This window comes from Sulfitobacter sp. (assembly GCF_041552635.1).
Classification (GTDB): Bacteria; Pseudomonadota; Alphaproteobacteria; order Rhodobacterales; family Rhodobacteraceae; genus Sulfitobacter.
Genome location: NZ_JBFEKM010000005.1, coordinates 12,432 through 38,612, shown reverse-complemented (window position 1 = coordinate 38,612; position 26,181 = coordinate 12,432). Strand labels below are relative to the sequence as shown.

Annotated in this window: 1 protein-coding gene; it reads left to right on the top strand. The window is 58.1% G+C overall.

What is annotated here, in order from left to right:
• Window positions 1–52: 52 nt before the first annotated feature.
• Window positions 53–26,158: a tandem-95 repeat protein gene (locus tag ABYT07_RS01215; RefSeq protein ID WP_372988787.1), complete on the top strand. Its 26,106-nt coding sequence runs from the start codon at window positions 53–55 to the stop codon at window positions 26,156–26,158.
• Window positions 26,159–26,181 lie beyond the last annotated feature (23 nt).

The following is a 26,181-nucleotide window of genomic DNA, read 5'->3' as shown; positions in this document are numbered from 1 at the left end:
CAGAAACTACTTAAATAACGTTTTTCCTGATTACAACGCCATTGGTGTCGGAATGACGCCAGCGCATGATGTTGGGTTGGCTGCGGTACTTCAATTTGGCGAAGACTATTTTGAATTAACTGGTGCAAGTAATAAACTTGGATTTATCGGTGAAGAGATGATGGCGGCATATTTTAATGCCGATATTGCTGTCGCAGCCGGATTTTCCCCAATTTCTGCGGACGGTCGGTTTGACCCCTTGCCGGCAATGAGCCACGCGCTTGCGTATTCGGCGCTTGATGGTCAAGTGGGGCTGGTGTTTGGAAACTCTGCGGTGCGCGCGCTTTTCGATGACGCAAATGAGCTTGGTGCAGTAGTTGAAGCAGATGCGTTAGACGATGTTGTTATAAACGGAATAATGCAGCTGGTCACGCAGTTTGCCGGACAGATGGCCGCGCAAGAAGTCGACTATATCGAACTAAAGAAGAATGCCGAGGCCGACGTAGAGCCTGCAGAAGGTATATTGTCTTTCATCAAAGCTGGAGAATTGGTTCCGAAAACTGAAGGTCTGGATGGCTTTGCTGGTGCCGACATCCTGGTCGTTGATTTATCTCGTGATCTTTGGCTTCTTGAAGGCCGTGCTGCTGACAAGGTCGGCGATCCTGACAGGAAGATTGATTTTGTTGGTGTCCGGACTCTGATTGTCGACCTGTTCAAAACTTTGAATGGCGTGGATAATCTGCCGGGAATTTGGGAAGGTCTATATTTTGCAGATCAAGACCTTCAGGAATTAATATTCGAATGGTATGGCGACCTACCAGATTTTGGCGGCACCGCCGGGCCTGATTTCCTTGACAAAATAATTGATAAAGTGATTGTCCCGCTCGAAATCGGCGCGGATGAACTAACCATTGAGAAGGCTTTCTTGACGCCCCCGCAGCCCTCAGATGAGGACAATCGCGAGGTTACGTTAACCATCAATGCGAACGGTGCCGATGGTTTCTTGGGGTCGGCATCTGATGACATCCTCTTTCTTAAAGGTGGCGAAACCGCGGCACCCGGATTGGGCAGTGACTTGGTATTTGGGGCCAAGGATGCGGACAATCTTATTCAGGATACAATTGCCGGTGCATTGACGGGTGCTGCGGCGGGTGAAGCGACCTCTGCCAAGTATTTTGACGACGTCTATGTCGGGGTGCGTGATAAATTCGACTGGCTTCCAGATTTCTTGATGTGGTGGGTCACGGAGAATGACGGCAATACGGTTGAGTATTCCGCTCTTGCGGATTTGCAGGACCCCGAAACGTTGCGTGCAAAAGGCTTTGATGTTGAAAGGCTAGACGTCAGGAAGCTGTCGCAAAACGCACAAGCGTCCATTGTTGATCTCGGGGTTCGCGATACGAATGCGGGGCAGGTTAGCACGGATAAACTGATGAATATCGACCGCGTGTTGCTGACACAGCGTGCAGACAAAGCAGCGGTTCAGGACGGTTGGCTTCAAGCGCCGTTGTTGTTGGATTTCAACGGGTTCGCGCCCGGCAGCGTGGGCAAGGCCGATTTCGACGAAATCTCGTTTGCTGGTCTGACCAAGGGCATTGATCTGGTCAACGGAGCGATGCAACTGACCGAGGCAAACGCCAAAGACAGCAGCCGCAGTTTCGCGGCAGCCGTAAGCGTCGTGGTGTCGCCCAGTTTGCTGCCGGTCTTGCTTACCGGGTTTTCGCCCGTTGGGGACAAATCGCCGCTCAAGGTTGGGGGCTACGAAAAGGTCATCGGGTCGGACTTTGCGGATAACATGATTTTCGGCGATGTCGGACTGATCAGTTCGGTCTTTGGTGGCTGGCGTGCAAATGACAACCCGCTGCGGTTTGGCGAAATTGACGGGGGCAAAGGCGAAGACAATCTGGCCGTTTACAATGCGCAGTTCATCGAAGCCGGGTCTGCGATCCCGATCGAGTTTCTGGCCGATCCGGAGAAACCGGCGACCGCAGCGCAGGACCTTCGGGTGCAATTGTCGGGTGGTGATGGCAATGACTGGGTATTTGCCTTCGAGGGCGAGAAAGTCATCACGATCGGCGGCAAAGGCCGTGACTGGATCTATAATACCTCCGAAAAAGGCGAGATTTACGGCGACACCTTTGAGGGCGGCGGTGCGAAAGACGGGTTGCCCGGGTCCGAGAATTCGGACCTGATCTGGTGGTCGCCCGGCGTGACCCTGTGGGACCCCGCCAAGAACGATCTTTTGAACTATTTCAACATGCCTTTGGTGGGCGGCGCGCAGAACCTGCCACTGGGATTTCCGGTGACCTTGCTGCTGGATTCTCTGGTGTCAGTGTCCAACCTCGCGACCTATAAACTGCCGTATTATTACGACTTTTTCCTGCCCTTTATCAAATATCAGCAAATCGGCAGCGACCTTTACGTTATCAACCGGATTGATGAATTCTTTGGCAAAGGCGACGGTGAAACCTGGGTGCCGGGCGGGCCAAGCGTGGGCAGTTCCATGCGGCTTAAGAACTTTGATCAGGAAACCGAACTTTGGGGTGCGTCTTTTGCCGCCAACGAGGGCGGCGATATGGGCATGGTGTTCAAGGACTCCAACCCTATCCCTGACCTCGTTGCGATCCTGACCAGCGGTTTTGGCGGCGTCACCGGGGGCAGGTTCCGGTTGTTGCCTATTTTGGAAACCATTCGTGTGCAGCTTTCTGCGGTTGAACGCGCTGCCAAGGCCGCCAAATGGGACGCGGGCGTTGACCCGCTGATCCTTGATCTGGATGGCGACGGGATAGAGACGATCGACATCAGCGAAACTGATATTTCGTTTGATTTCGACGATGATTTCTTTGCTGAACGCACCGGCTGGCTGGGGGCTGACGACGGCTTTTTGGTGTTGGACGCAAATGGCGACGGCAAAATTCTGGGCATCGACGAAATGTTTGGCGGCATCGGCACGTCCGGCTTTGGCGAATTGGCAGAACATGACGACAATGGCGACGGTGTTATCACCATTGACGATGCGATCTTTGGCGATCTGCAAATATGGCAGGACCGAAATCAGAACGCTATTACCGACGAGGGCGAATTATCCTCGCTTGCTGATTTGCAGATCGCGTCGATTGATACGGCGGGCGAAAGCCTTGGGGATTTCGTCACGCCAACCGGTACGCAGTTGCTGCGCAAGGGTGGATTCTCGTTTGAAAACGGATCCATCCGTGATGTCTATGATGCGATTTTCAATGCAAATCAGACCTATACGTTCTTCCTTGGGGAAATTGGCGTAACCCAAGCCCCGGCCATTCAGGCGCGCGGCTATGGCAATCTGGTCAATCTCGAAGTCGCCATGGCCAATGATCTTGAGCTGTCAGAGGCCGCCAAACAGGCCGCCGACGCCATGACCGTGGCAGAAATCCGCAGCTTGCGCGGGCTTGCGGGCGACACCTTGGCGCAGTGGTCCTATGTTCAAAGCGACACGCTTGAACTGACGCCTGTGCAGTTGGTCGATGTGGATGGCATCAGCACCTTGGCAGACCGCGCGATTTGGGTGGAAGACGGCCAAGGCGGCTATTGGACGCTGAACAGTGGCGCACTGGTGTTGGACAGCGAAGGCGTCGACATCGCGCGGCCAACACTTGCCGATATTCTGGCGCAAGGTGACGGCTGGCAGGTCGCGCAGACGTTTTCACCCGCGACGCGGGCTGAACCTTTGGCGGCGCGCAATGCATTGCCGTATCTGGTCGACGTGGTCGACGGCACGGCCACGGTTTTGGATTGGGGCGTTGAGCAGCCCGACGGCAGCTGGACGCTGGCCAGCGGTGCGCCCGTCACCGACGCGGACGGGGCGCTGATCGAACAAGCCACACGGCAAGATATTCTGGCCATGGGCGCGGCTGAAAACCAGTTCTGGCGCGAGGAAAGCTTTGGCCACAACCCCTTGGCCGATCTGCCGGTTGCTGAAATCGGCATCAAGCAGATTGACGGCTTGGTTGTGGATTACACTGTGCAGGTCACAGACGCGGACGGGGCATTTTATGTCTGGGCGCGCAATGTCGATCGCGCGCTGGAACTGCAAACGAAATACGGCACGGCGCGGGACTTTAACCTGCGCAATTACGAGGTCGATTTTGAGACCCTCGACGAGGTGAATTCGACCGATGACAGCCAGTTCCGCGTCGAGCTTTTGACGCCGGGGCAGTTCAACTTTGCGATGGCTTTTGCGGGGCTTGAATTCCAGCCCCAAATGCTGGGCGCGACCCTGGACAGTGCGACGGGTGTCTTGTCCTATACGGTCAGCCCCCTTGAGGATACCGGGATCGTCGGGCCGAACGGTTATGTGTCGGGCATCAACAAGATGATCGACCTGCTGGATTCAGTGCTGATCCAGTACATCGAAACCGCAAATGCCTTTGCCGTGCGCATGGCGTTACAAGGCGGGTTGTCGTCCTTTGCCGAAGGCATCAGCTATGACACCGCCGATGACGCCTATCGTAGCACCACCGACCGGGAATTGATCCCGCTGTTCGAAGCAATCTTCGAGGCGATGCCCGCAGACTATAACAGCGCCGTTGAGTACATGGCCAATTGGGCCGAGGTCGTGGCCCAGATCAAACCGGATTACGTCACAGAATCCGCTGAAACGGCGGGCAGTGTCGGCGTACGTGTCGATGATGTGTTCATGTTGCAGAACGTGATCCCCGCACTAGAGGCCGTCAGCACGCCGCTGGACTTGCGCGCGGTCATGTATGCGATGCGCATCGACGAATCCCGGCTGCGCACCCACGAGGCGACCGATACCGAAGCCGGCGGCACCTCGGGCACTGATTATTTCTATATGACCGACGGTGATCAGACCTATCGCGGCGGTGGTGGCACGGATGTGTATTTCGCCGGGGGCCAGATCGGCCAAGACCGGATCGTCGACTATGATGACGGCAAGCATGACGACCTGCGCCTGACCGACGTGAACCCCGAAGATGTGACGCTGGAACGCGACGGATCAGACCTGATCGTCAGTTTCACCGGTCGTACTGATACGATCCGCGTCGTTGACCAGTTCCTTGGGGAATTGAACCCGATGCTGAGTAAGGGCGGATATCGGGACAGTGGCGTCAACCAGATCGTCTTTGGCGATGGCACGATTTACAACCGCTTCACCATGGCGATGGAAGTCAGCAAAGAGCTGGACAGCAACGACGTGATTGTCGGCTCGGGCTCGGGCGATGTGCTGCGCGGCGGCAAAGGCAATGACGTGATGCGCGGCGGCGCGGGCGGGGATTACTATTTCTACGGTCCCGACGGTGGGCAGGATGTGATCAACGAAGAACTCGGCTTTGGCGATACGTTCGCCCAGCTGGGGATTGGCCCCTTCAAGGCAGGCATTGATTTCCTGTTCTTCCAGGAAGGCATCGACCGTAGCGACCTGCGTCTGGTGCGCGAAGGCGAATCCAATGATCTGATCATCGAAATCATGGACCAAGACGGGCTGGCAACGGGCGACAGCCTGACCATCGTCAACCAGTTCGATGGCATCCGGAATCCGATTCCGGGCTTCTTGGGCGAAATCGATGCCAGTCTCGAATTCGACTTTGTCTCGCCTTACATGATCGAACGGTTTGTCTTTGAGAATGGCAGCACCATGGATCTGCCGCAGATCCTGAGCAGTGTTATTGCATCGGCCAAAACCGACGGCGATGATGCGATTTATGGCTTTTTGAACGACAACCGTCTTGACGGCGGGTTTGGCAATGATTTCCTAAGCGGTCGGGCCGGGTCGGATACCTATGTCTTTGGTGCGGGATATGGCGCGGATCAAATCCGCGACAATGACAACAGCGTGACATTCTTTGGCGAACATGCGCCTGACCAGCTGATATTCCAGGATGACCTGCGCTGGACGGATTTCGATTTCCTGCGCGACGGTCCCAGCGATACGCTGCGCCTCGAAGTCGCGGGCACGGCGGATGCCGTTATTCTCGAAGAGTTCCTCAAATACGCAGACTTTATTGGCTATTATAATCGGATCGAGACCCTTCAGTTTGGTGACGGCACGGTTTGGACATGGGATAAGCTGCTACAGCACTATGTCGATCTGGCGGGCACGGATGGCGATGATACCGTCTATGGCTTTACCGTTGCAGACCGCATAGATGGCGGTGCGGGCGACGATTTTCTTGTCGGGTCGGGCGGAAATGACACCTATATTGTGGCTCCGGGCAAGGGTTCGGACACCATCCTTGATTTCGGGATCAATTTCCTTGGAGATCTGGAAAGTGGCGGGTTTGAACACGTTGAACTGCAAAATGTCGCCTCGACGGATGTTACCTTTGGCCGCACAGCCCTTGATCTGATCATCACGATTGATTCCACCGGTGAACGGATCGTCTTGCAAAACCAGTACGTCCGCGCCGCAGTGCAGGCCTACGCGATCGAGGAGTTCGTTTTTACCGACCGCGTCATGGTCTTTACCGATCTGAATCCCGAAGACATCGACCTTGTCGGCACGTCTGCCGATGAAACCATACTCGGATCCAACTTTGCCGAAGTCCTTGACGGGCGCGGTGGCGATGACCTGCTGATTGGCCGCGATGGCGGGGATATCTACAAATTCGACGTGGGCTATGGTGCCGACGTGATCGTCGACAAACAAGAACAGTCGTCATGGAAAGACCGTCGCTTTGTCATCGATCCGGTGCTGGATACGGTCGAATTTGGCGGTGGTATTACCCGCGAAACCATTGAATTTACCAAAGACGGCAATGATCTGGTGATTACGGTCGACAACCGGCCTGACAGCTTGCGCATTCGTGACCAATTCGCCGAAACCACATCTGGGATCGAAGTTTTCCGCTTTTTTGACCAAAGCGAGATCACGATTTTCGACATCGAGGAATTGTTGCAAATCGAAGGTGGCAATCGCGGTGATAACCTGATTGTGGGCATACCGGATCAGCCCAATGTGCTGGACGGGCGGCAGGGCGATGATACCCTGCGCGGTGGCACACAGGATGATATCTATGCTTTCGGTGCGGGCTATGGCCTTGACCAAATTGAAGAAACCACAGATGTGGCCGGTGTCATCGACCGTGTCGTGTTCGGATCGACCGTGCATCAGGAAACGCTGCTTTTGCGCCGTAATGGCGATGACCTGCTGATTGATCTGGGCAATGGCACAGATGTGTTGACCATCGTGGACGGGCTGGGATCAACCACCGTGGAACGGTTCAGCTTTGCCGACGGCTCTGATCTGACGCTTGAGGAAATGCGCGACCGCTTGTTGATCGGGACAGACGGCGACGATCAGTTGATCGGCTTTGAAGGCCGCGCCGATGTGCTTTCCGGCGGGGCCGGGTCCGACGCGCTAGAAGGGCGCACCGGCGATGACAGCTACCGCTTTGGTTACGGCGATGGTGCCGACAGTGCGCGCGATACCGGCGGCATCGACAAGGTGGTGTTCGGGATAGGGATCGGGCAGGGCGACGTGACCTTCTCCGAGGTCGAGGATGATCTGCTAATCACCCTTGCCGGCACTGACGAGACGCTGGTGATCTTGCAAGGCGCATCTGCCGATGCTTCGGCGTTGATCGAAAGCTTTGAGTTTGAAAACGGGACGGTCCTCAGCCTTGATGACGTGAAGTTGCAGATTTTGAACGGGCGCTCGAACAGCGGCATGGATGTGCTGGATGGCACCGCCTTGGACAGTGATGCGACCTTGCTGCCGGGCGCGGGTTTTGACGCGATCGTGATGGGGCCGGACACGGCGATGGCCTTTGGGCGCGGCGACGGCATTGACCGCGTCACCCCCCCGACCGAGGCCGGTAGCGCCGAGATCATCTTTGACAACCTGACCTCTAGCCAAGTCGCCGTGCGCGTCACCAGCCTGCAAAGTGGCGATCTGGCGTTGGATTTTGCCGAAACAGGCGACCAGATCATCCTTGTGGGCGGCCGTACCGCACCGATTTTGCCGGTGCTGCGTTTTTCCGACGGTATGGTCTGGCAGCGCGCCGATATTTTCGCAGCGTTGATCGCGACGCAGCAGACGGCTGATAGTGATGTGATCTTTGGCTCTGTGCTGGGCGATACGATCGCCGGTGGCACCGGTGATGATGACATGCGCGGCGATGCGGGCGACGATCGCTTTGTCTTTGCGCGCGGTGACGGGCGCGATGTGATCGCGGATTCCGCAGGGACCGACGTGCTGGAAATTCGCGGCTATCTTGCCTCTGAAATGATAGTGCGGTTGCCTGTGGCATCAGCCAGCAGTGGCAGTTGGAATACGGCGGCGCGCAGCGAATTGGTCCTTAGTTTTGCGGGCAGCGACGATGAAATCACGCTGCGCTACGATGCGGATCTGAACGGGGTGGAATCCGTCTTGTTTGGGGATGGCACCACCATCACCCGCGAGACGCTGATTGCACAGGCCGTGGGGCAAGGCACCGATTTTGACGACGATATTTCCGGCACCGCAGGTGACGAGACGTTGGCAGGCGGGCTGGGTGACGACACACTGCGCGGCGATGCAGGTGAGGACACCTATATCGTGCGCCGGGGTGAAGGGCGCGATGTCATCATCGACACGGGCGACCGAACCCAAGAAAACCGTTTGATCCTGCCGGATCACCTGTCATCACAGGTGCGGGTCGTCACGGAACCCTCAAGCTATGTCCCCGATGCGACCCTTGATCTGGGCAATGGCGATCAGGTTGTTCTGGCCAATGCGCTGAACGCGTCGAATGGCCGTGTCACGGTTATTCAGTTTGCCGATGGCAGTGAATGGCGCGCCAGTGATTTGCTGGCTGCAGCTGCACGCGCGACCGTGCAGACCGAACCGGGGCGCGTTGCAGGCACGACGGGCAACGATGTGATCGACGCTACTGCCGCCTCGGAATTTCTGGAAGGCGGGACCGGCGACGACAGCTATGTCTACAGTCGCGGCGACGGCATTGACCGGATCGCGGATGAACCCAGCAGTCGTTTCTCGAACACGCTGCGCATCCAAGGGTATGACAGCAGCACGGCCCAGTTCGCACAATCTGACGCGGACCCAACCGATCTGGTCATCACCTTTGCGGGCAGCGATGACCGGCTGGTCATCAACGATGCGTTCTTTAACGCGGCATATTCATCAGGGTCGTCGGGCGGTGTTTCCTATTTGACCCGCTGGCGGACCATCAAAGAGATCACATTTGATGATGCGGTGATGACCCTCGAGGCGATCCATGCCGGTGTCATGGCGGCGCAGCAAACCGATGGTAACGATCAGATCACGCTGACCGAAATCTTTGAGACGGTCGAAAGCGGTTTGGGCAATGACAGCATCAGCGGCGACATGCGCGGCGATACCATCGTGTTTGAACGCGGCGACGGTCAGGATGTCATTTATCCGTCAAGCGGCACGCGCGGGTACTTTTTGAACCGCGAAGATACCATTCTCGATATCCGTGGTTATTTGCCCGAAGACGTCACCGTTACCCGCGATGTCTATGCGCAGCGCGGCTATATTTTGACGTTTGCGGGCACGGATGACCGGATCGAACTGCGCGGCGACGGCCGCAGCGATGCGGGTGGCATCACGGATGTCCGCTTTATCGGTGAACAATACTGGTCCTTCGCACAGCTTGAAGCCCGCGCCATTTCGCCCTTTGGCGACGCAGGCGGGGCGACCTCTGGCAATGATACGCTGGTGGGCACTGACCAAGCCGAGAGTTTCGAGGGCGGGCGCGGCGATGATGTGATCGAACCGGGCTATTACTATAATGCCACTGACACCATCGTGTTCGCGCGCGGTGACGGGCAGGACCTTGTGTCTGAAGGCGACACTTATTCCTTGCGGCTCCGGCTAGAGCTGACGGGCATCAATCCCGAAGACATCCGGCTGGTGAACGCGCCGCAAAACGCGGACTATGTTATCGTCGAGGTGTTGGGCAGCGATGACCGCATTCTGATTGAGGGTGGCATTGGCCGGCTGACCGAAATTGAATTCGGCAACGGTGATCTTTGGACGGCAAGCAACATTTATAACGCGGTCGAAGATTATCCCGATCCGTTTGGCACTGTAGAAAACGTCAACATTTCACGCTACGGCGGCGTGATCGAAATGGGGCCGGGCGACCAACGCTATACGCTGCCGATGTTTGAACCCATCGGGGCGGCCGATGATGCAATCTCTGCTGCCGGCGACACGCCGATTGAATTCCGCTACGCCCAAGGCGGCGGGCATGACCTGATTTCCGCCGACACGTCACCTTATGCGTCGCCGGTCGATGTGCGGGTGGTTCTTACGGATGTCGCCTTGGCGGATGTGACCCCTTGGCTTGTCACGCTGCAGGCTGATTTTGCCCCCTTGTCCGCTGCATTGGTACTTGATTGGGGCACCGCCTCTGACAGCGTGACCATCACATCTGCACGGGATTCCGGAAACGGGACCGAAGTGCGTATTTTCGAATTCGCAGGCGGCGAAACCCGCAGTCTGGACGAATTGCTTGCCCTTGCCGACGGGGCCGAACAAACCGAGCAACGCAGTTTCAGCGGCAGCTTTGATTTCGCGCGTGGGCTGCAGTCTGGTCGGTATGTGGTCGACTACGAGGCGGATATTCTGGGGCCTGATACCCCCGGTGATCTGGGGGGGCCTTTGCCTGGCAGGCTTGACGGACCCTTGGAGCCGCTTGATCCGGCACCGTCATTCTATCCACTGGGCTATACCGGGCCGGTGCTTGTCATAGATCAGGGTATGGTGAGTTATCCTGACCTTTACGAGGGTCCGATCTTTGACGTTGGCCCCGATGGTCCGGTTTATCCGGTGGGCTATACCGGACCCTATATTCTTCTTGATATGGACGGCCCGATTTACGCGCCTGATTATGACGATATTTACCTTGTGCTTGGCCCCGAAGGTCCGGTCTATCCTGACGGGTATGCGGGTCCGTTGTTTGACGCGACCTATTTTGATCCGACCTATCCGGCGGATTATACCGGTCCCTATTTGCTGGTTGACGGGCTGGGCCCGATTTACCCCGATGGCTATGATGGCCCGATCGAATTTGCCCGCGCCGATGATACGTTCGGCCCCGGCGACCCCGGCGATCCGCTGGATCCCGGCCCGGTTGCGGGGATTACCATCAGTCTGTCAGGGGTCACGGTCGATGAATTGGAACTGGTGCAGCGTTGGGACCGCAATATCCTTGTGGTCGAAGCGCGTGCCGAAGACGGGTCTGACGCGGTTGAAATCTGGCTTGGCTCTGCGTATGACCTTGAGATTACCGCAGTCACCTTGATCGATTCAGGTGTGGTTCTGGAACAGGCCGAGTTGTTGGGTTTGATCCGCCAACCGCAAGCCACGGCGCAGGATGATGTTCTTGAAACCGGCAGCGCTGACGGTGCCCCGGTTACGATCAACGGCCTTGCAGGCGATGACGTGCTAACGTCGCTTGGTGCGAATGCGACCTTTGAATATGCGCGCGGTGATGGCCATGATCTGATCACGGCCCCTGCGGCATATGGTGGGCAGTCGGGCACTGTTATTTCATTGACCGGGATCGACCCCGATGCGGTGTCGCTGGTCTTGCAAGACACAAGCGTGTTGGTGCGCATTGATGAAAGCACCGCAGGGGCCGGTGACGGCGGCACCATCAGGTTCTTCAATGGCTATAGGCTTGCAGACGGGTCGGCGGGCTTGCGGTTGACGTCGATCAGCTTTGCCGGTGGCACGGTGTGGGACACGGGTGATCTGACCGCGCGGCTGGTGCCTGACGTGGCGACAGACGGCAACGATCTTGTCGAAAATCCAGTCACGGCAAACACTTATGAGCTGGGGCTGGGCGATGATGTGATCATCACCTCAGGCTTTGCCGACGTCTATGTCTACAACAATGGTGACGGGCATGATGTGATCGCCGAGGGCGGTTCGGATGGCATCGACGGCGACCGCCTGCGCTTGCCTGATCTGACCGCGCAAGACATCCGGTTCGCCCGCGACGCGGATGACCTGCTGATCGTGATTGACGAAAATGCGACGACAGGCGCGGTTGCGGGCAGCTTGCGGCTGGTGGATGCATTCCTAAGCACCAGCAGTGACAGCACGCTGATCGAGCATATTATTTTCAGCGACGGCAGCATCCTGACCATTGAAGCCGTGATGCAGGGGCTGGTGGATGCCGCTGCTACATCCGCCGATGATGTGATTGCGGGCACGCCGTTTGATGATATCATTTCGGGCGGCACTGGCGACGATGTTCTGGCGGGTGGCGCGGGTAATGATCTCTACCGGTGGCAGCACGGTGATGGCGACGACCGCGTGCTTGAACAATCCTCGGCTAGTTCCGTTCTGGACCGTCTTGAGCTGGTCGGCGTTTCCGCCGCTCAGGTCAGCATCGGGCAAAACACCGAAGGCCTGTTGATCCGGATCGCCGAAAGCGCGCCGGGGGTGGGCGATGGCGGCGATATCACCATCGAGGGCATGTTCACCGGACCCGAGACACCCTATCGCGGCACCTCGATCGGCACGGGGATCGAGACCCTGCAGATTGGCGCGGATACAGTGCTGGATCTTGGCGGAATACGGTCACGTCTGTTGCAGGCGCAGGCCACGATTCTGGATGATATGCTGGTTGGCAGTCAGGGCAACGACACCTTTGGCGGCGGTATTGGCGATGATGTGCTGGTGGGCGACCGTGGCAGCGACACTTATCTTTACACCCGTGGTGACGGCAACGACCTGATCTATGACGCGGTCAACAACAGCGGCTCTGATACCTTGCGGCTGATCGGCATTGCGCCGGGCGATGTGACGCTTAAACCGGGCTACGGCGGCGACCTCGAGATCGTGATTGCGCCAAGCACCCTTGGGGCTGGCGATGGCGGGCGTCTGACGGTCACGGGCGGGTTCAGTGCGAACGGTGCCTACGGCGTTGAACGCATTGTCTTTGATGATGATACTATATGGCTGCGCACGGATTTCCCGACTATGGCCGCCGCAGCCGGGGCCACGGCGACGGCAGGCGATGACCGCTTGGTCGGGTCCGAATTGGCCGACACCATCGCGGGTCTGGAAGGGGATGATCTGTTGCTGGGCAACGGCGGTGCGGATTTGTACCGCTATGCCCGTGGCGATGGGTCTGACGTTATCAATGACGCTGACGGCGTCGGGAATATCATCGAAATCTCGGGCTATACGGCGTCCGAGGTCACCTTTGCCCGCCGGGGCATTGACGGGCCGGACCTGATCATTCGATTGGCCGGTGCGGGCGATGAAATCGTAGTGATCAATGCGCTCAAGGTTGGGGCAACGGCCCTTGCCACGCTGACATTGACCGATGGTGGTGATCTGTTCACCATGGCTGAAATCGCGCGCGACATTGTCGCGGCGCAAGCCACCGAGGGCGATGACATCGTGGTGGGCACGGCTGGCAGCGATACGCTGTCTGGTGGGCTTGGCACTGATCTGATTTCGGGCGAGGGCGGCAGCGATACTTATCTGTTTGCCAAAGGCGATGGCGATGACCGCATCGTTGATACCGGCAGCGATACCGACGACGTTCTACGCCTTGAGGGGTTGAACGTGACCGATCTGGCCTATGCCTTGCGCGCAGGGGCCAACAGCGACGATCTGGTCTTGGTCTTTACCGGTGGTCGCGACCGGATCATCCTGGAAAATGCCCTCGCGACCAGTGATGGCACCGTCTACAACAATCCGCCAACCCGCGGTGTGGACAGCATACTCTTTGCTGACGGCACGGTGTGGAACCGCGCTGATATGCGCGCCCAAGCCTTGGAGCACGCGCAAACCTCCCGCTCGGAATCCGTCTTGGGTTTTGGCGGCAGCGACAGTTTTTCGGGCAGCGCCGGGGCCGATACGCTTGAGGGCGGCTTGGGGTCGGACACCTATGTGATGGCGCGGGGCCACGGCCATGACCGGATCATCGAAATCGCCCATGCGGATCCTTTTGTGGACAATGTCGAATTCCCTGATTTCGTATCCACCGAAGTGTCGGTCACCCGCCTGTTCAAGGGCAGTGACAGCATCCGGTTGACTTTTGCCTCGTCTCCGGATGACAGTCTGATCATTGTGGATGCCTTGGCCGGCAACCGGGCCGGGATCGAACGTTTCGTGTTTTCTGACGGTGTCGTCTGGACGGCTGCCACCTTGGCTGAGCTGCTGTTGAACAACGCGCCTGTCGCCACGGATGACGGTTATTTCAGCGTGACCACAGGCCAAAGCATAACCCTGTCTGCGCAGGCGCTGCTGCGCAACGATTTTGACGCAGATGGTGATGCGCTGTCGATCATCGCAGTTGAAGGCGGCGACGCTGGGTTTGCGGAATTGGATGCCAATGGCAACGTGGTCTTTACCCCGACGGACGGGTTCTTTGGCCCGACACGGTTGATCTATACCTTGTCGGATGGCCGCAATGGTCTGGCGACAGGCAGCGTCGATATGCGCGTGCGCCCCGTGGCCGAAGCCCTTGATGACACAGGGTTCATTGTCGCCGAAGACGATTTTCTTACGATCCGTACTGAACGGCTGCTGTCCAATGATGTGGACGGCGACCGGATGATCGTGGCCCAGGTCAAGGATGCCGTGAACGGCACCGTTAGCCTAAGCAGTGCAGGCGATGTGATCTTTACGCCTGATGAGAATTACAACGGTCCTGCGGGCTTTACCTATGTGGCCAACACGCCCGATGGTGGTGTGGACGAGGCGCGCGTGACCCTGACGGTAACCCCCGTTAACGATGCACCGTCCGCACGTAATGACGGCGAATACGAGACACCCGAGGATCAACCGTTCCTGATTGCGGCCTCCGTTCTGCTGCAAAACGACTATGATGTCGATGGCGATACCCTTCGGCTGGTGTCTGTGACCGGGTCGGAAAACCTGTCCGTCACCCTGACTGATGACGGCTTTGTTCAGGTCACGCCTGCCGCGTATTATTTCGGCACCTCCAGCTTTAGCTACACCGTTGCCGATCCCGATGGGCTGCTGTCTGCGGGCACAGTCACGATCAAGGTTCTGCCGGTTAATAATGCCCCGCTGACCACGGAAGACATCTATACGCAGCGCGAAGACATGCCGCTGGTCATCAGCGTTGCAGACCTGCTTGCCAATGACTTTGACCCCGACGGCGATCCGATGACGATCGTGCAGGTCAGCTCAAGCAGTTTTGTCGGTAACGGCTTTGGCGGCGCGGCAGAACTGCTGGAAAACGGCACAATCCTGTTCACGCCGAACCAGAATTTTGATGGCACAGCGTTCTTCAGCTATGTCGTCGATGACGGGCAAGGTGCTGTCAGCAGCGGCCGCGTGACGATCCAGATGGAACCGGTCAATGACAACCCGATTGCACAGGACGACCGATATTACCCGACCGTTTTCACCGCAGGCAATGAACGCCTGATCGGGACAGAAGACACGCCGCTTGAAATCTCGTTGGTTGATTTGATGCGCAATGACTTTGATGTTGAGGGCTTGGCATTGAAGTTTGAAAATGTGTCCGAGGCGGCGAATGGCACGATTGAGATCACCGACCATGGCACGCTGATCTTTAACCCGGATCAGGATTTCTGGGGCGAGGCCACGTTCAACTATCTTGTGTCCGACCCCGAAGGTGCAGTGGATGATGCGATCGTCACGCTGTTCTTTGAAAACGTCGATGATGCGCCGCCCGTTGCGGGGGATGATGTGGTCGAGGTGTACGAAGATGTGGTCACTATCATTCCACAAGCGCTTTTGCTGGGCAATGATACAGACATCGACCGCGACGTGCTGACCATCACCGGCGCACGCTATCCCGGCCTGTCCGAGATTTGGATCCCCGAGTTCAAAGGATCGCTTGTCCGCAACGAAGACGGCGATTTCGTCTATACGCCGTTGCTGAACAACACCAAGGAATCTGGGTTCTTTTATACTGTCACCGATGGCATTCTGGGCAGCGACGAAGGGTTCGTCGATATCCGGATCATCGCCATAAACGATCAGCCGACGGCGGTGGCCGATACTGTTGCCTCGACCAAGTTGGGCGTGCCTTTGGTGGTGCGGATTTCCGACATCATGGCCAATGATTTCGATGTTGATGATGATCCCTTAACGGGCATCCGTTCGATTTCTTTTGTGGGGATCGATTCCACATCTGTGGGTGTCGCCACCGTGCGCGATGGATTTATCGTGCTGCGGGTGCCCGAAGGTTATTCCGGTCCGGTGGAAATGACCTACCGGATCACCGACACTGATAATGTGCAGGACACGGCCAAGATTACAGCACTGGTCACGGACAGCCACGATCTGGTCATTCAGGGCACCAGCAAGGTCGATCTGTTGATCGGCAGCGCGCAGGGCGAGGCGATTTTTGGCCTGGCCAGCGATGACATTATCGAAGCCGAGGCAGGTGATGACCTGATCGATGGCGGCGATGGTGGTGATGAAATCGACGGTGGCGACGGCTTTGATACGGTCACATTTGACGGGTCAACCATTGGGGTGCGCGCCGATCTGGGCAGCCGGATCGGGCAGGGCGGTTTTGCCCAAGGGGACGTCTATACCAATGTCGAAGCGTTAATCGGCACGGTCTGGAATGACACGCTGGGCGGTGACGAAGGTGCCAACCTGCTTGAAGGTCGCGAAGGGCGCGACCTGATCGAAGGGCACGGCGGCATCGACACCTTGCTGGGTGGTTTGGGCGATGACAGCCTTGTGGGCGGCGCGCAGGGCGATCTGCTGGATGGCGGCGATGGCACCGATACGGCGGATTACCGTGGTTCGGCGCAGGCGGTCACCGTGTCCTTGGCTGATGGCACTGCCTTGGGCGGCGATGCACAGGGCGATACGCTGGTGTCGATCGAAAACCTCAACGGGTCCGATCTTGACGATCAACTGACCGGCAATGACGACGGCAACCGGCTAGATGGCGGGCGCGGGGCCGATACGCTGCTCGGCGGGCTTGGGGATGATACCTTGTCCGGTGGGCGCGGTGCGGATGTGCTGCGCGGCGGTGACGGCGTTGATATTGCGGATTACACGTTCTCTCTGGATGGGGTGCGGGTCGATATGGCCGACGGCGTATCCGGCGGCGGCGATGCCGAGGGCGACACCTTTGAAGACATCGAGATCGTCCAAGGGTCGTATCACGGCGACACGATTTTGGGCAGTGACGCTGACAACATCCTGCGTGGTGGGCGCGGTGCGGATGTTCTGGACGGGCGCGGCGGTTTTGACACGGCTGATTTCTCGACCGCAGATGAAGGCGTGGGCGTTGATCTGTCCACCGGTATGGGCACAGCGGGCGAAGCCCTTGGCGACACCTATGCCGGGATCGAAGCGGTGCGCGGGTCGGTCTGGTCCGATACGATTACGGGCAGCGCCGGTGCCGAAACATTCGATGGCAATTGGGGCGATGACACGGTTGCAGGTGCAGCTGGGTCCGACGCCTATATCTTTGGCTATGACAGCGGCAATGATCTGGTGATCGAGGCCGGTCTTGCCAGCGATATCGACCGCGTAGAATTGACGGCTGAAATCGCCCCCAAGGATATCTCGGTCATTCGCGATGGCGATGATCTGCTGCTGGAACTTGAACGCGGCGACGGTTTCCTGATCGACACGCTGCGCGTTACCGATCACTTTGTATCAGCGGAACTGGGCATCGAAGAAGTCGTCTTTGCTGATGGCACGATTTGGGACCGCGACCAAATTGATGCGCTGCAACGTCTGGGCCGTTTCAACGCGCTGGACGATGTGTACCGCCTTGCGATTGAAGACATCGAGGCGCTGATTGACCCAGCGGATCTGATCGCAAATGACGCCGAAGACGTCACCGGCATCAACGTCATTGCCGTTGAAAATGCTGTGAACGGCACGGTTCGTTTGACGGAAGACGGTCAGATCGCCTTTATCGGGGATCAGGATTATAACGGCGATGCGTTCTTTGACTATGTGCTGCGCGACCAGTTTGGCCGCGAAAGCAGCGCGCGGGTCGAGGTCAACATCGCCCCGGTCAATGACCGTCCCGTCGGCGTTGACGACGGCGTCTTTGTCGGGACCGAGGATACGGTTCTACGGATTTCATATGCGCAACTTGTCGGCAATGACATTGACGTGGATGGCGATAGCCTGACACTTTTGGGCGTGACGCCGATTTACGGCGACGACGGAGAATTTCTGTACCAGATTTTGCCGACCAACAGCGATTTTCCCTACACCAATGACGCGACCAAAGGGATCATATGGCTTGACGGAACCAATGTGAATTTCCGCCCTGCTGCGGATCATTTCGGTTTTGCGGGCTTTGAATATACGCTGGCAGACCCCGACGGGCTGACCAGCACTGCCGAAGTCGAACTGTACTTCACTCCGGTAAACGATGCGCCGCGCAGTGGCGTCAGAAACACGGATCAATTTGAGATCCGTTTCGGTTTGACCACCGACATCTCGTTGTCCAGCTTGCTGGCCAACGATTACGACGTCGAAGGCGATGCGTTTGATATTGATGGCATTCATTCCGCCTTTGGCGGGGCAATGGTGTTTGACCCCGATACGGGTCTTGTTTCCTTTACGCCGAATGCGGTGGGGGATGCGGGCTTTAGCTATGACCTGGAAGACATCTATGGCGCGCGCAGCACGATTTTGGTCGATCTGAACGTAATCCCGTTGAACGACGCGCCGATTGCGCGCGATGACGGTCCTTATGTCACGGATGAAGATACGATCCTTTATCTTGATCCGGCGCAACTGCTGGCCAATGACACGGATAATACCGACCCGCTGGACGAGGTGTTGTTTATCTCGGGGCTTGACCGGTTTGCTGAAAATGGCCGTGTCGAATTGCTGGCCGACGGGCGCATTGCCTTCACGCCGCGTGCGGATTATAACGGCGCTGCCGGCTTCAAGTATCAGGTGGCCGACGGCAATGGTGGCTTTGACATCGGCTATGTCAGCGTCACGGTGCTGCCGACGAATGATGGTCCGGTTTTGCGCGATGACATCGCTTTGGGTTTTGAGGATCAGCCGATCACGATCATTCCGGGCGAAGTGTTTGGCAACGATCTGGACCCCGAAGGCGATGTGATTTTCTATGACGGTCTGGAAATTCTGGGTGTCATCGACGGCGATTATACATCCCGCGATCCGGTCGAGATTTCATACGGCTTTGACATGGCGCGGCTTGACGCCGGGGTTGTCGCCACGGCAACCTTGGCCGATGGGTCTGACCTGCCCGACGGGCTGCTGTTTGATGCGCAAACGTTGACCCTTAGCGGGGCGCTGCCCGCCGGTCAGGTCGCCATGTTGAATGTGCTGGTGACGCTGACCAACCCCCAAGACGGGTCGGTGCATCAAGAACAGGTTGCATTGGCGCTTGAGGATGATCTGGCGGCTGGTGTTACGGTTGTGCCGCAGGTCGCCCTGTTCGAGCTGGGTGCCGGCGATTGGAGCTTGCGCCCCGCAGGCAATCAACCGCTGCCCAATTGGTTGGAATTCAACGCAGAAACCCTGACCCTGACCAAAGTCGGCGATGCCCCAGAGGGCGAAACAGACGCGCTGCGCCTGCAATTGCGCTTTGAGCCAGAGCCGGAACAACTGCCCGACGGCACCTTTGCCTTTGGCCGCGCCGGTTTCACAATCGAGGTGCTGATTGATCCACAAGCGGACATCCCGGATGCGATCAATGCGTTGTTTGCCAATGATGATTTCTTTGCGGGTCAGGGGCTTTATGCCTTGCCGATCAGCGCAGGTGCGTCGGTGCAGGCGCAATCCGAGAACGGCGCGCCGCTTGCCGATTGGCTGAATTTTGACGCCGGCGATCTAAGCTTTGCGGGCACGCCGCCGCCGGTCTTTGTCGGTACGCCGCCCGTCCGTGTGAACGTTTCCGAAGGCGATTTGACCTATAGCGTGCTGACTGAACTGCCCGTTGATGCGACCTACAGCTTGCTGTCCGATCTCGAAGGGTTTTCTGTCAATCTGGGCAGTGACCGGTTCAATTTGGTCACGCCCGAAGACTTCTTTGGTCAGGTCGTGCTGAGCTATACCGCGAAGGATGAAAAAGACGGTATTTCTCTTCAACCTGCTGAAATCGTTGTTAATGTTCTGGATACGCCAGAGGCCCCCGAGGCCGTGGATGACGTGTTCCAAACCCTCGAAGATACGCCCATTACCATCGCGCTGGCGGATCTGCTGGCCAATGACTTTGACGCCGAAGGCGATGCGATCCGAATGATCGCCCTGCGCCATGGTGGCGCGATCGAGGTCAGCCGCGGCGGGCTGCGTCTGATTGATGCGGTAGGCGACGGCACTGACGCTGTTGCGGATACAATCGCTGCGGAAACCGGCGTTGATGCGGGCACCGGCCAAGCCAATTGGGCTTATACGTCCATGACGGCGGGCGCGCAAAGCGGCTTTGGCTTTGCCACGTCGCAGGCCTATAGCACCCATGACGAAAATATCTTTTGTCCGTGCTGCGATTGCGCTGACCACGGCATTGATCCGGAAAATGCGGCCAACGGCAACTTTGCCCCGATCCCCGGTCTGGCGGGTTTTGGCACGCTGGAAACGATGACCGATTTTGTTACCACCGGGTTCTGGGGCACCAGCCCGCGGTTCCACAATGTCACCGACATCGGGCGTGACCCCAATGACGGCGTGATTTTGTACAACGTCACCGGCTGGGAAAACGATGCCGACGGCATCACCGAAGAACGCGCCGAACTGGTGCGAGAGGCCTTTAAGCTGTTCGAGGCGACGCTGGGCATCCAGTTCCGCGAGACAACCGATACCGATCAATCCGTGACCGACATCTTCTTTGGCGACAATGGCGAAGGGGCCAATGCGGCGTCTACCCTATTGGGCGGCGGCGAGATCGGGTATTCGCGGGTCAACATTGCGGCGGATTGGTCGGGCGGCACGTCGACCTATGGCGATTATACCTTGCAGACGATTTTGCACGAAATCGGCCACACCTTGGGTCTGGGCCATCAGGGCCGCTATAACCTGACCGCAGATTACGGCACTGAAAACCAGTTCGATAATGACAGTTGGCAGGCGACGATGATGTCGTATTTCAGCCAGTCTGCAAATTACAACATTCTCTCGGATTTCGCGCTGCTGCAAACACCGATGGCGGTGGATTGGCTCGCCCTCGAGGATATCTATAACCCGCAAGGCTATGGCACGTTCAACGCGTTCACCGAAGACACGGTGTGGGGCTTTAACACCTCTGTCACGTCCGAGGTCAGTGATATCTGGGCCAATTGGTCCGACTGGGCCGATGTGACGGCCTCGACGCTGGTGGATGGCGGCGGTTTGGACACGCTTGATCTGTCAGGCTATGCCAACAACAGCCTGATCAGCCTTGCACCGTCGCTTAGCGCGTCAACGGCACCGTCGTTTTCGAACATCGGGGGATGGTTCGGCAATCTGACCATCGCGGCGGGCACGATCATTGAAAACGCCATCGGTGGGGCCGGGGACGAAGTGTTCTATGGCAACGGTGCGGATAACGTGTTGATGGGCAATGGTGGCCAAGACACGTTCATCGACAGCGACGGCAATGATACCTATATCGGCGGGCTTGGCACCGATCTGGTCGTGTTCACCAAATCCATCGGTGACTATGCCTTTAACCTGTTCGAAGGCGCATTGCAGGTCATCGACGATGCGATTGATCTGGTCGAAAGCTCGGTTGATTTCCTGTCCTTCCTCGATCGCACCCTAAGCTGGCAAACGCTTGTGTCGGAATTCCTGCCGGACAGTGGATTTGTCGCACCGCGCGAGGCCGCCGAGGCGCAAGGCGCGCAAATTGGCGTCACGGCTGACGGCCTGCCAACGCTTGAGGGCGGCGTTTATCTGCTGGCGATGACAGACGGCAGCGACCTGCCTTTCTGGCTGAGCATTGACCGTGACACGGGCGTTATCAAAGGTGATGTGCCGTTCAACCTGGCCATCGATTTGTCGCTTGATGTGACCGTGACGGACGGTGCGCAAAGCTATACCCAGACCATCGCTGTCGCGGCGGATGGCAATGCGGATGCCTATCTGACCTTCACGCCCGAACCCGGCTGGAACGGCACCTATTCCTTCCGCTATGTCATCACCGATGACGCGCAGGGGACCGCCGAAGGTATCGTGGCCATCGAAGTCATTGCCGTGAATGATCCCCCTGAGGCGGTTACCGACCGGGTCACCGCCTATGAGGATCAGGTTCTGGTGTTGACGCCGCGGGATTTGCTGGCCAACGATATTGATATCGACGGGGATACCCTGACGCTGCTGACGGTGGGCAACGCCGAAAACGGCACGGTCGTGTTCGAGAATGGCGAAATCCGCTTTACGCCGACGCTCAATTTCGACGGGGCTGCCAGCTTTACCTATGTGGTGACGGACGGCACCGATGGCGCGTCGCAGGGTCGGGTCGAGGTCAACGTGATTTCGACCAACCAACGCCCCGTTGCGGGTGCCGACCGGTTCACCGGTTTCGAAGACGAACCTATCATCTTTACCCTCGCCGATCTGCTGGCCAATGACAGCGATCCCGATGGTGATGATTTCGGATTTGTCCGGTTTAACAGCAGCATTGAGGGCGGGTCGATCTTTGCCCTGCCCGGCGGGCGTTTCCAGTTTGTCCCTGATCAGAACCTGTTTGGCGCATTCACCACCAGCTATACCATCAACGACGGACGCCTTTCCACGACCGGAACGGTGATTTTTGATCTGGCGGCGGTCAATGATGGCCCGTTGCTGAACGCTGACCCGACGATACTGGCGCGCGAGGACGAGGTGATCACCGTCGTGATGGCTGATCTGCTGGCCAATGACGTCGACATCGAGGGCGACAGCTTTGCCGTGACGTCGGTGTTTGACCCTGAAAACGGTGCCGTCACGCTGGTGGACGGGATTGCGACCTTCACACCGCGGTCGGACTATTTTGGGAATGCAGGCTTTTTCTATCTGGTCGAAGACGCAGGCGGGGCCGTGTCCCAAGGTTTTGTGAACATCACGCTGAACCCCGAAAATGACAAGCCGTTTGCGATCACGGACACGCAGTTCACCACCCTCGAAGATACCCCTCTCGAGATTGATCCGGCGCTCTTGCTGGCCAATGACATTGACCCTGACGGCGATACGCTGACGGTGCTTAGCGTTTACGAAACCCTCGTTGATTTCTTTTCAGGTGCCGTGACCGAAATCCCGTTGGAGCTGCTTGAAAACGGAAATTTCCTGTTCACGCCGTATCAGAATGACTTTGGTGACAGAAGTTTCAGCTACCGGATTTCCGACGGCAAGGGCGGCACGGCCACGACGTCGTTTACCATCGACGTGATACCGGTGGATGACGCGCCGATGCCGCGCGATGACGACTATACCGGCACCGAAGACGTGGCCCAAACGCTGCTGATCTCTGATCTGTTGTCCAATGACGTCGATCCCGATCAAAGCGGGCTGATCTTTACCGGCTTCTCGAACGAGAACGGATTGATGGTGACGAATGACGGTGCGGGTCGGTTGTTGATCACACCTGATGCAGAACGCTATGGTCCGGCGCGGTTCGACTACACGGTGCAAAACGCCAGTGGCTTGACGGCAACGGCGCAGGTTGAAATCATGTTGGCGGCTGTCAATGATGCGCCTGTCATTCCCGTGATCGAACTGGTGGGCGTCGAAGACGAGGTGTTCACCGCAGCGCTTGATCCGACCACCTTTAACGATGCCGAAGGCGACGCGATCACCATTTCGGTACGCGCGCCTGATGGGGGCACATTGCCGGGCTGGCTGGTGTTTGACCCGCTTACCTTGACCTTTACCGGTGAACCGCCTGCGAATTTCAACGGCACCATCATGCTCGAAGTCGTGGCCTTTGACGGCACTGCGGAAACAGTGCGCAGCGTGCCGCTGACCTTTGCTTCGGTCAACGATGCGCCTGTGATTGCGGCGATCATGCTGACGGGAACCGAAGATGCGATGCTGACTGCGGTGTTGGACAGTGCGGCCTTTAGCGACAGCGATGGCGATACGCTGACGATCAGCCTGCGGTCGGCGGGCGGTGCAGCACTGCCTGCGTGGCTTGGCTTTGACGCGGAAACGCTGACCCTGACGGGCCAGCCGCCTGCGGATTTCAACGGTACCGTGATGCTTGAGGCGGTCGCGTTTGACGGCACGGTCGAAACCATCCGCGCCGTGCCGCTGGTTATCGCGCCGGTCAACGACGCGCCTGTGGCCTTCGGGGAAAGCTATGACGCGGGCCAGACCTTGGTGTTTACGGTGTTGGCGGCTGATCTATTGGCCAATGATACCGATGTGGACAGCACAGGTCTGACGATTGTGTCGGTTACCGGTGTGCCGGGCGTACAGGCCATCTTGACGCCAGAGGGCGATATCGCGATCTCGCGCGAGCGGGATCTGGAAGGGCTATTTTCGATCACCTACACCCTCAGTGATGGTGTGTTGACCGATCAGGCCACCTTGGTTGTCGAATTGGAAGCCGCCAACCTTGCACCTGACATCGCGGCCTTTGGCCCGCTGGACGCGGACGAGGACAGCACGATTGATCTGGTGATCCCTGACGGCGCGATCACCGACCCCGAAGGCGATGCGCTGGTGATCAGTGTGACCCGCGCAGGCGGCACGGCCTTGCCCGCGTGGTTGACCTTTGATGCCGCGACCCAACGGTTGTCGGGCACGGCACCGTTGAACTTTAACGGCACATTGGCGCTTGAGGTAACGGCGGGTGACGGATCGTTGCAGACGACACGCGGCTTTGATCTGGTGATCAATCCGGTCAACGATATGCCGACCCTTGGTGCCCCCTTGTCGGACCGCTCCGCGATCGAGGACACGCCGTTCAGCATTCAGTTGCAGCAGGGCATCTATTCAGACGTGGACGGTGACACGCTTGGCTTTGCACTGGTGCAGGCCGACGGGTCGGCGCTGCCTGACTGGATCAGTTTCGATGCCACGACCCTGACGCTAAGCGGGCAGGCACCGCAGGATCTGTTTGGCGATGTGGGGCTGCGGTTGCAGATCTCGGATGGTCAGGCGACGATCTCGGATGATTTCAACCTTGCCATCACGGGCACGCCGGATGCGCCGGTTCTGTTGGCGGCACTACCGGATGTCGCCGCAGACGACAGCGGCGCGGCGTTGGGCACGGGCGCGGCCTTTGTCATCACAGCGCCGACGGCGAATTTCAGCGATCCCGATCAGGTGCCGCTGTCCTTTGCGGCCCGTCTGGCAGACGGATCGGCGTTGCCCGCTTGGTTGGTCTTTGATGGCCAGACCTTTAGCGGGACAGCGCCGCGTTCGGCAGCGGCCAGCCCTGTGCAGATCGAATTGCTGGCCAGCGATGGCACGACCACCGTGTCGGATGTGTTCGAACTGAGCTTCGAGATGCGCAATGACGCGCCTGTGGCTGTCGATGATGCCTTTGATGTCACGGTGCCCAACACGCTTAGCATTGATGCGGGCGTTCTGCTGGCCAATGATGGTGACCCCGATGGCGATGCGCTGGCGGTCACCGCCGTCGGTGCGGCGCAACACGGGACCACGACATTTGAAAACGGCGCGGTCCTGTACAAGGCCGATTTCGGATACAAGGGCAGCGATCAATTCACCTATACCATCAGCGATGGCGTCGACACCGCCGAAGCGACCGTGACCGTAACCGTCGATAACCCCTTTGATCAGGTTCAAGAGGGCGGCACGGGCACAGATTTCTTGTTCGGCGGGCGCGGCGATGATCTGGTCATGGGCGGTGCGGGCAAGGATCACCTGTTCTCGTCTGGTGGCAGCGACTACCTTGATGGCGGCGCGGGCAGTGATGTCCTGTCCGGCGGGCGCGGCAACGATACGCTAAGGGGCGGCGCGGGCGATGATCTGATCTTTGCCGGTGGCGGCGATGATGTGATTTCTGGCGGGCAGGGCAATGACCGCATGTTCGGCGGCAGCGGGCAAGATCGGTTTGACTTTGCCAGTGGCGACGGGTCCGACGTGATCTATGGCTTCCAGACGCCGCGTGGCGGGCGCCGGTTCAGCATGCCGGGCGACGAATTGCGCCTAAGCATCGACGGGATCGACAGCTTTGCGGATCTGATGGCCCATGCCTCGCAATCGCGGGGGGGCGTGCTGCTGGATCTGGGCGGCGATGATCAGATTTTCCTTGCAGGAACGCGGCTTGCCGCACTGGATGAAGACCAGTTTACGTTCTACTAAGGGCGCATTGCGATAGGGACCGA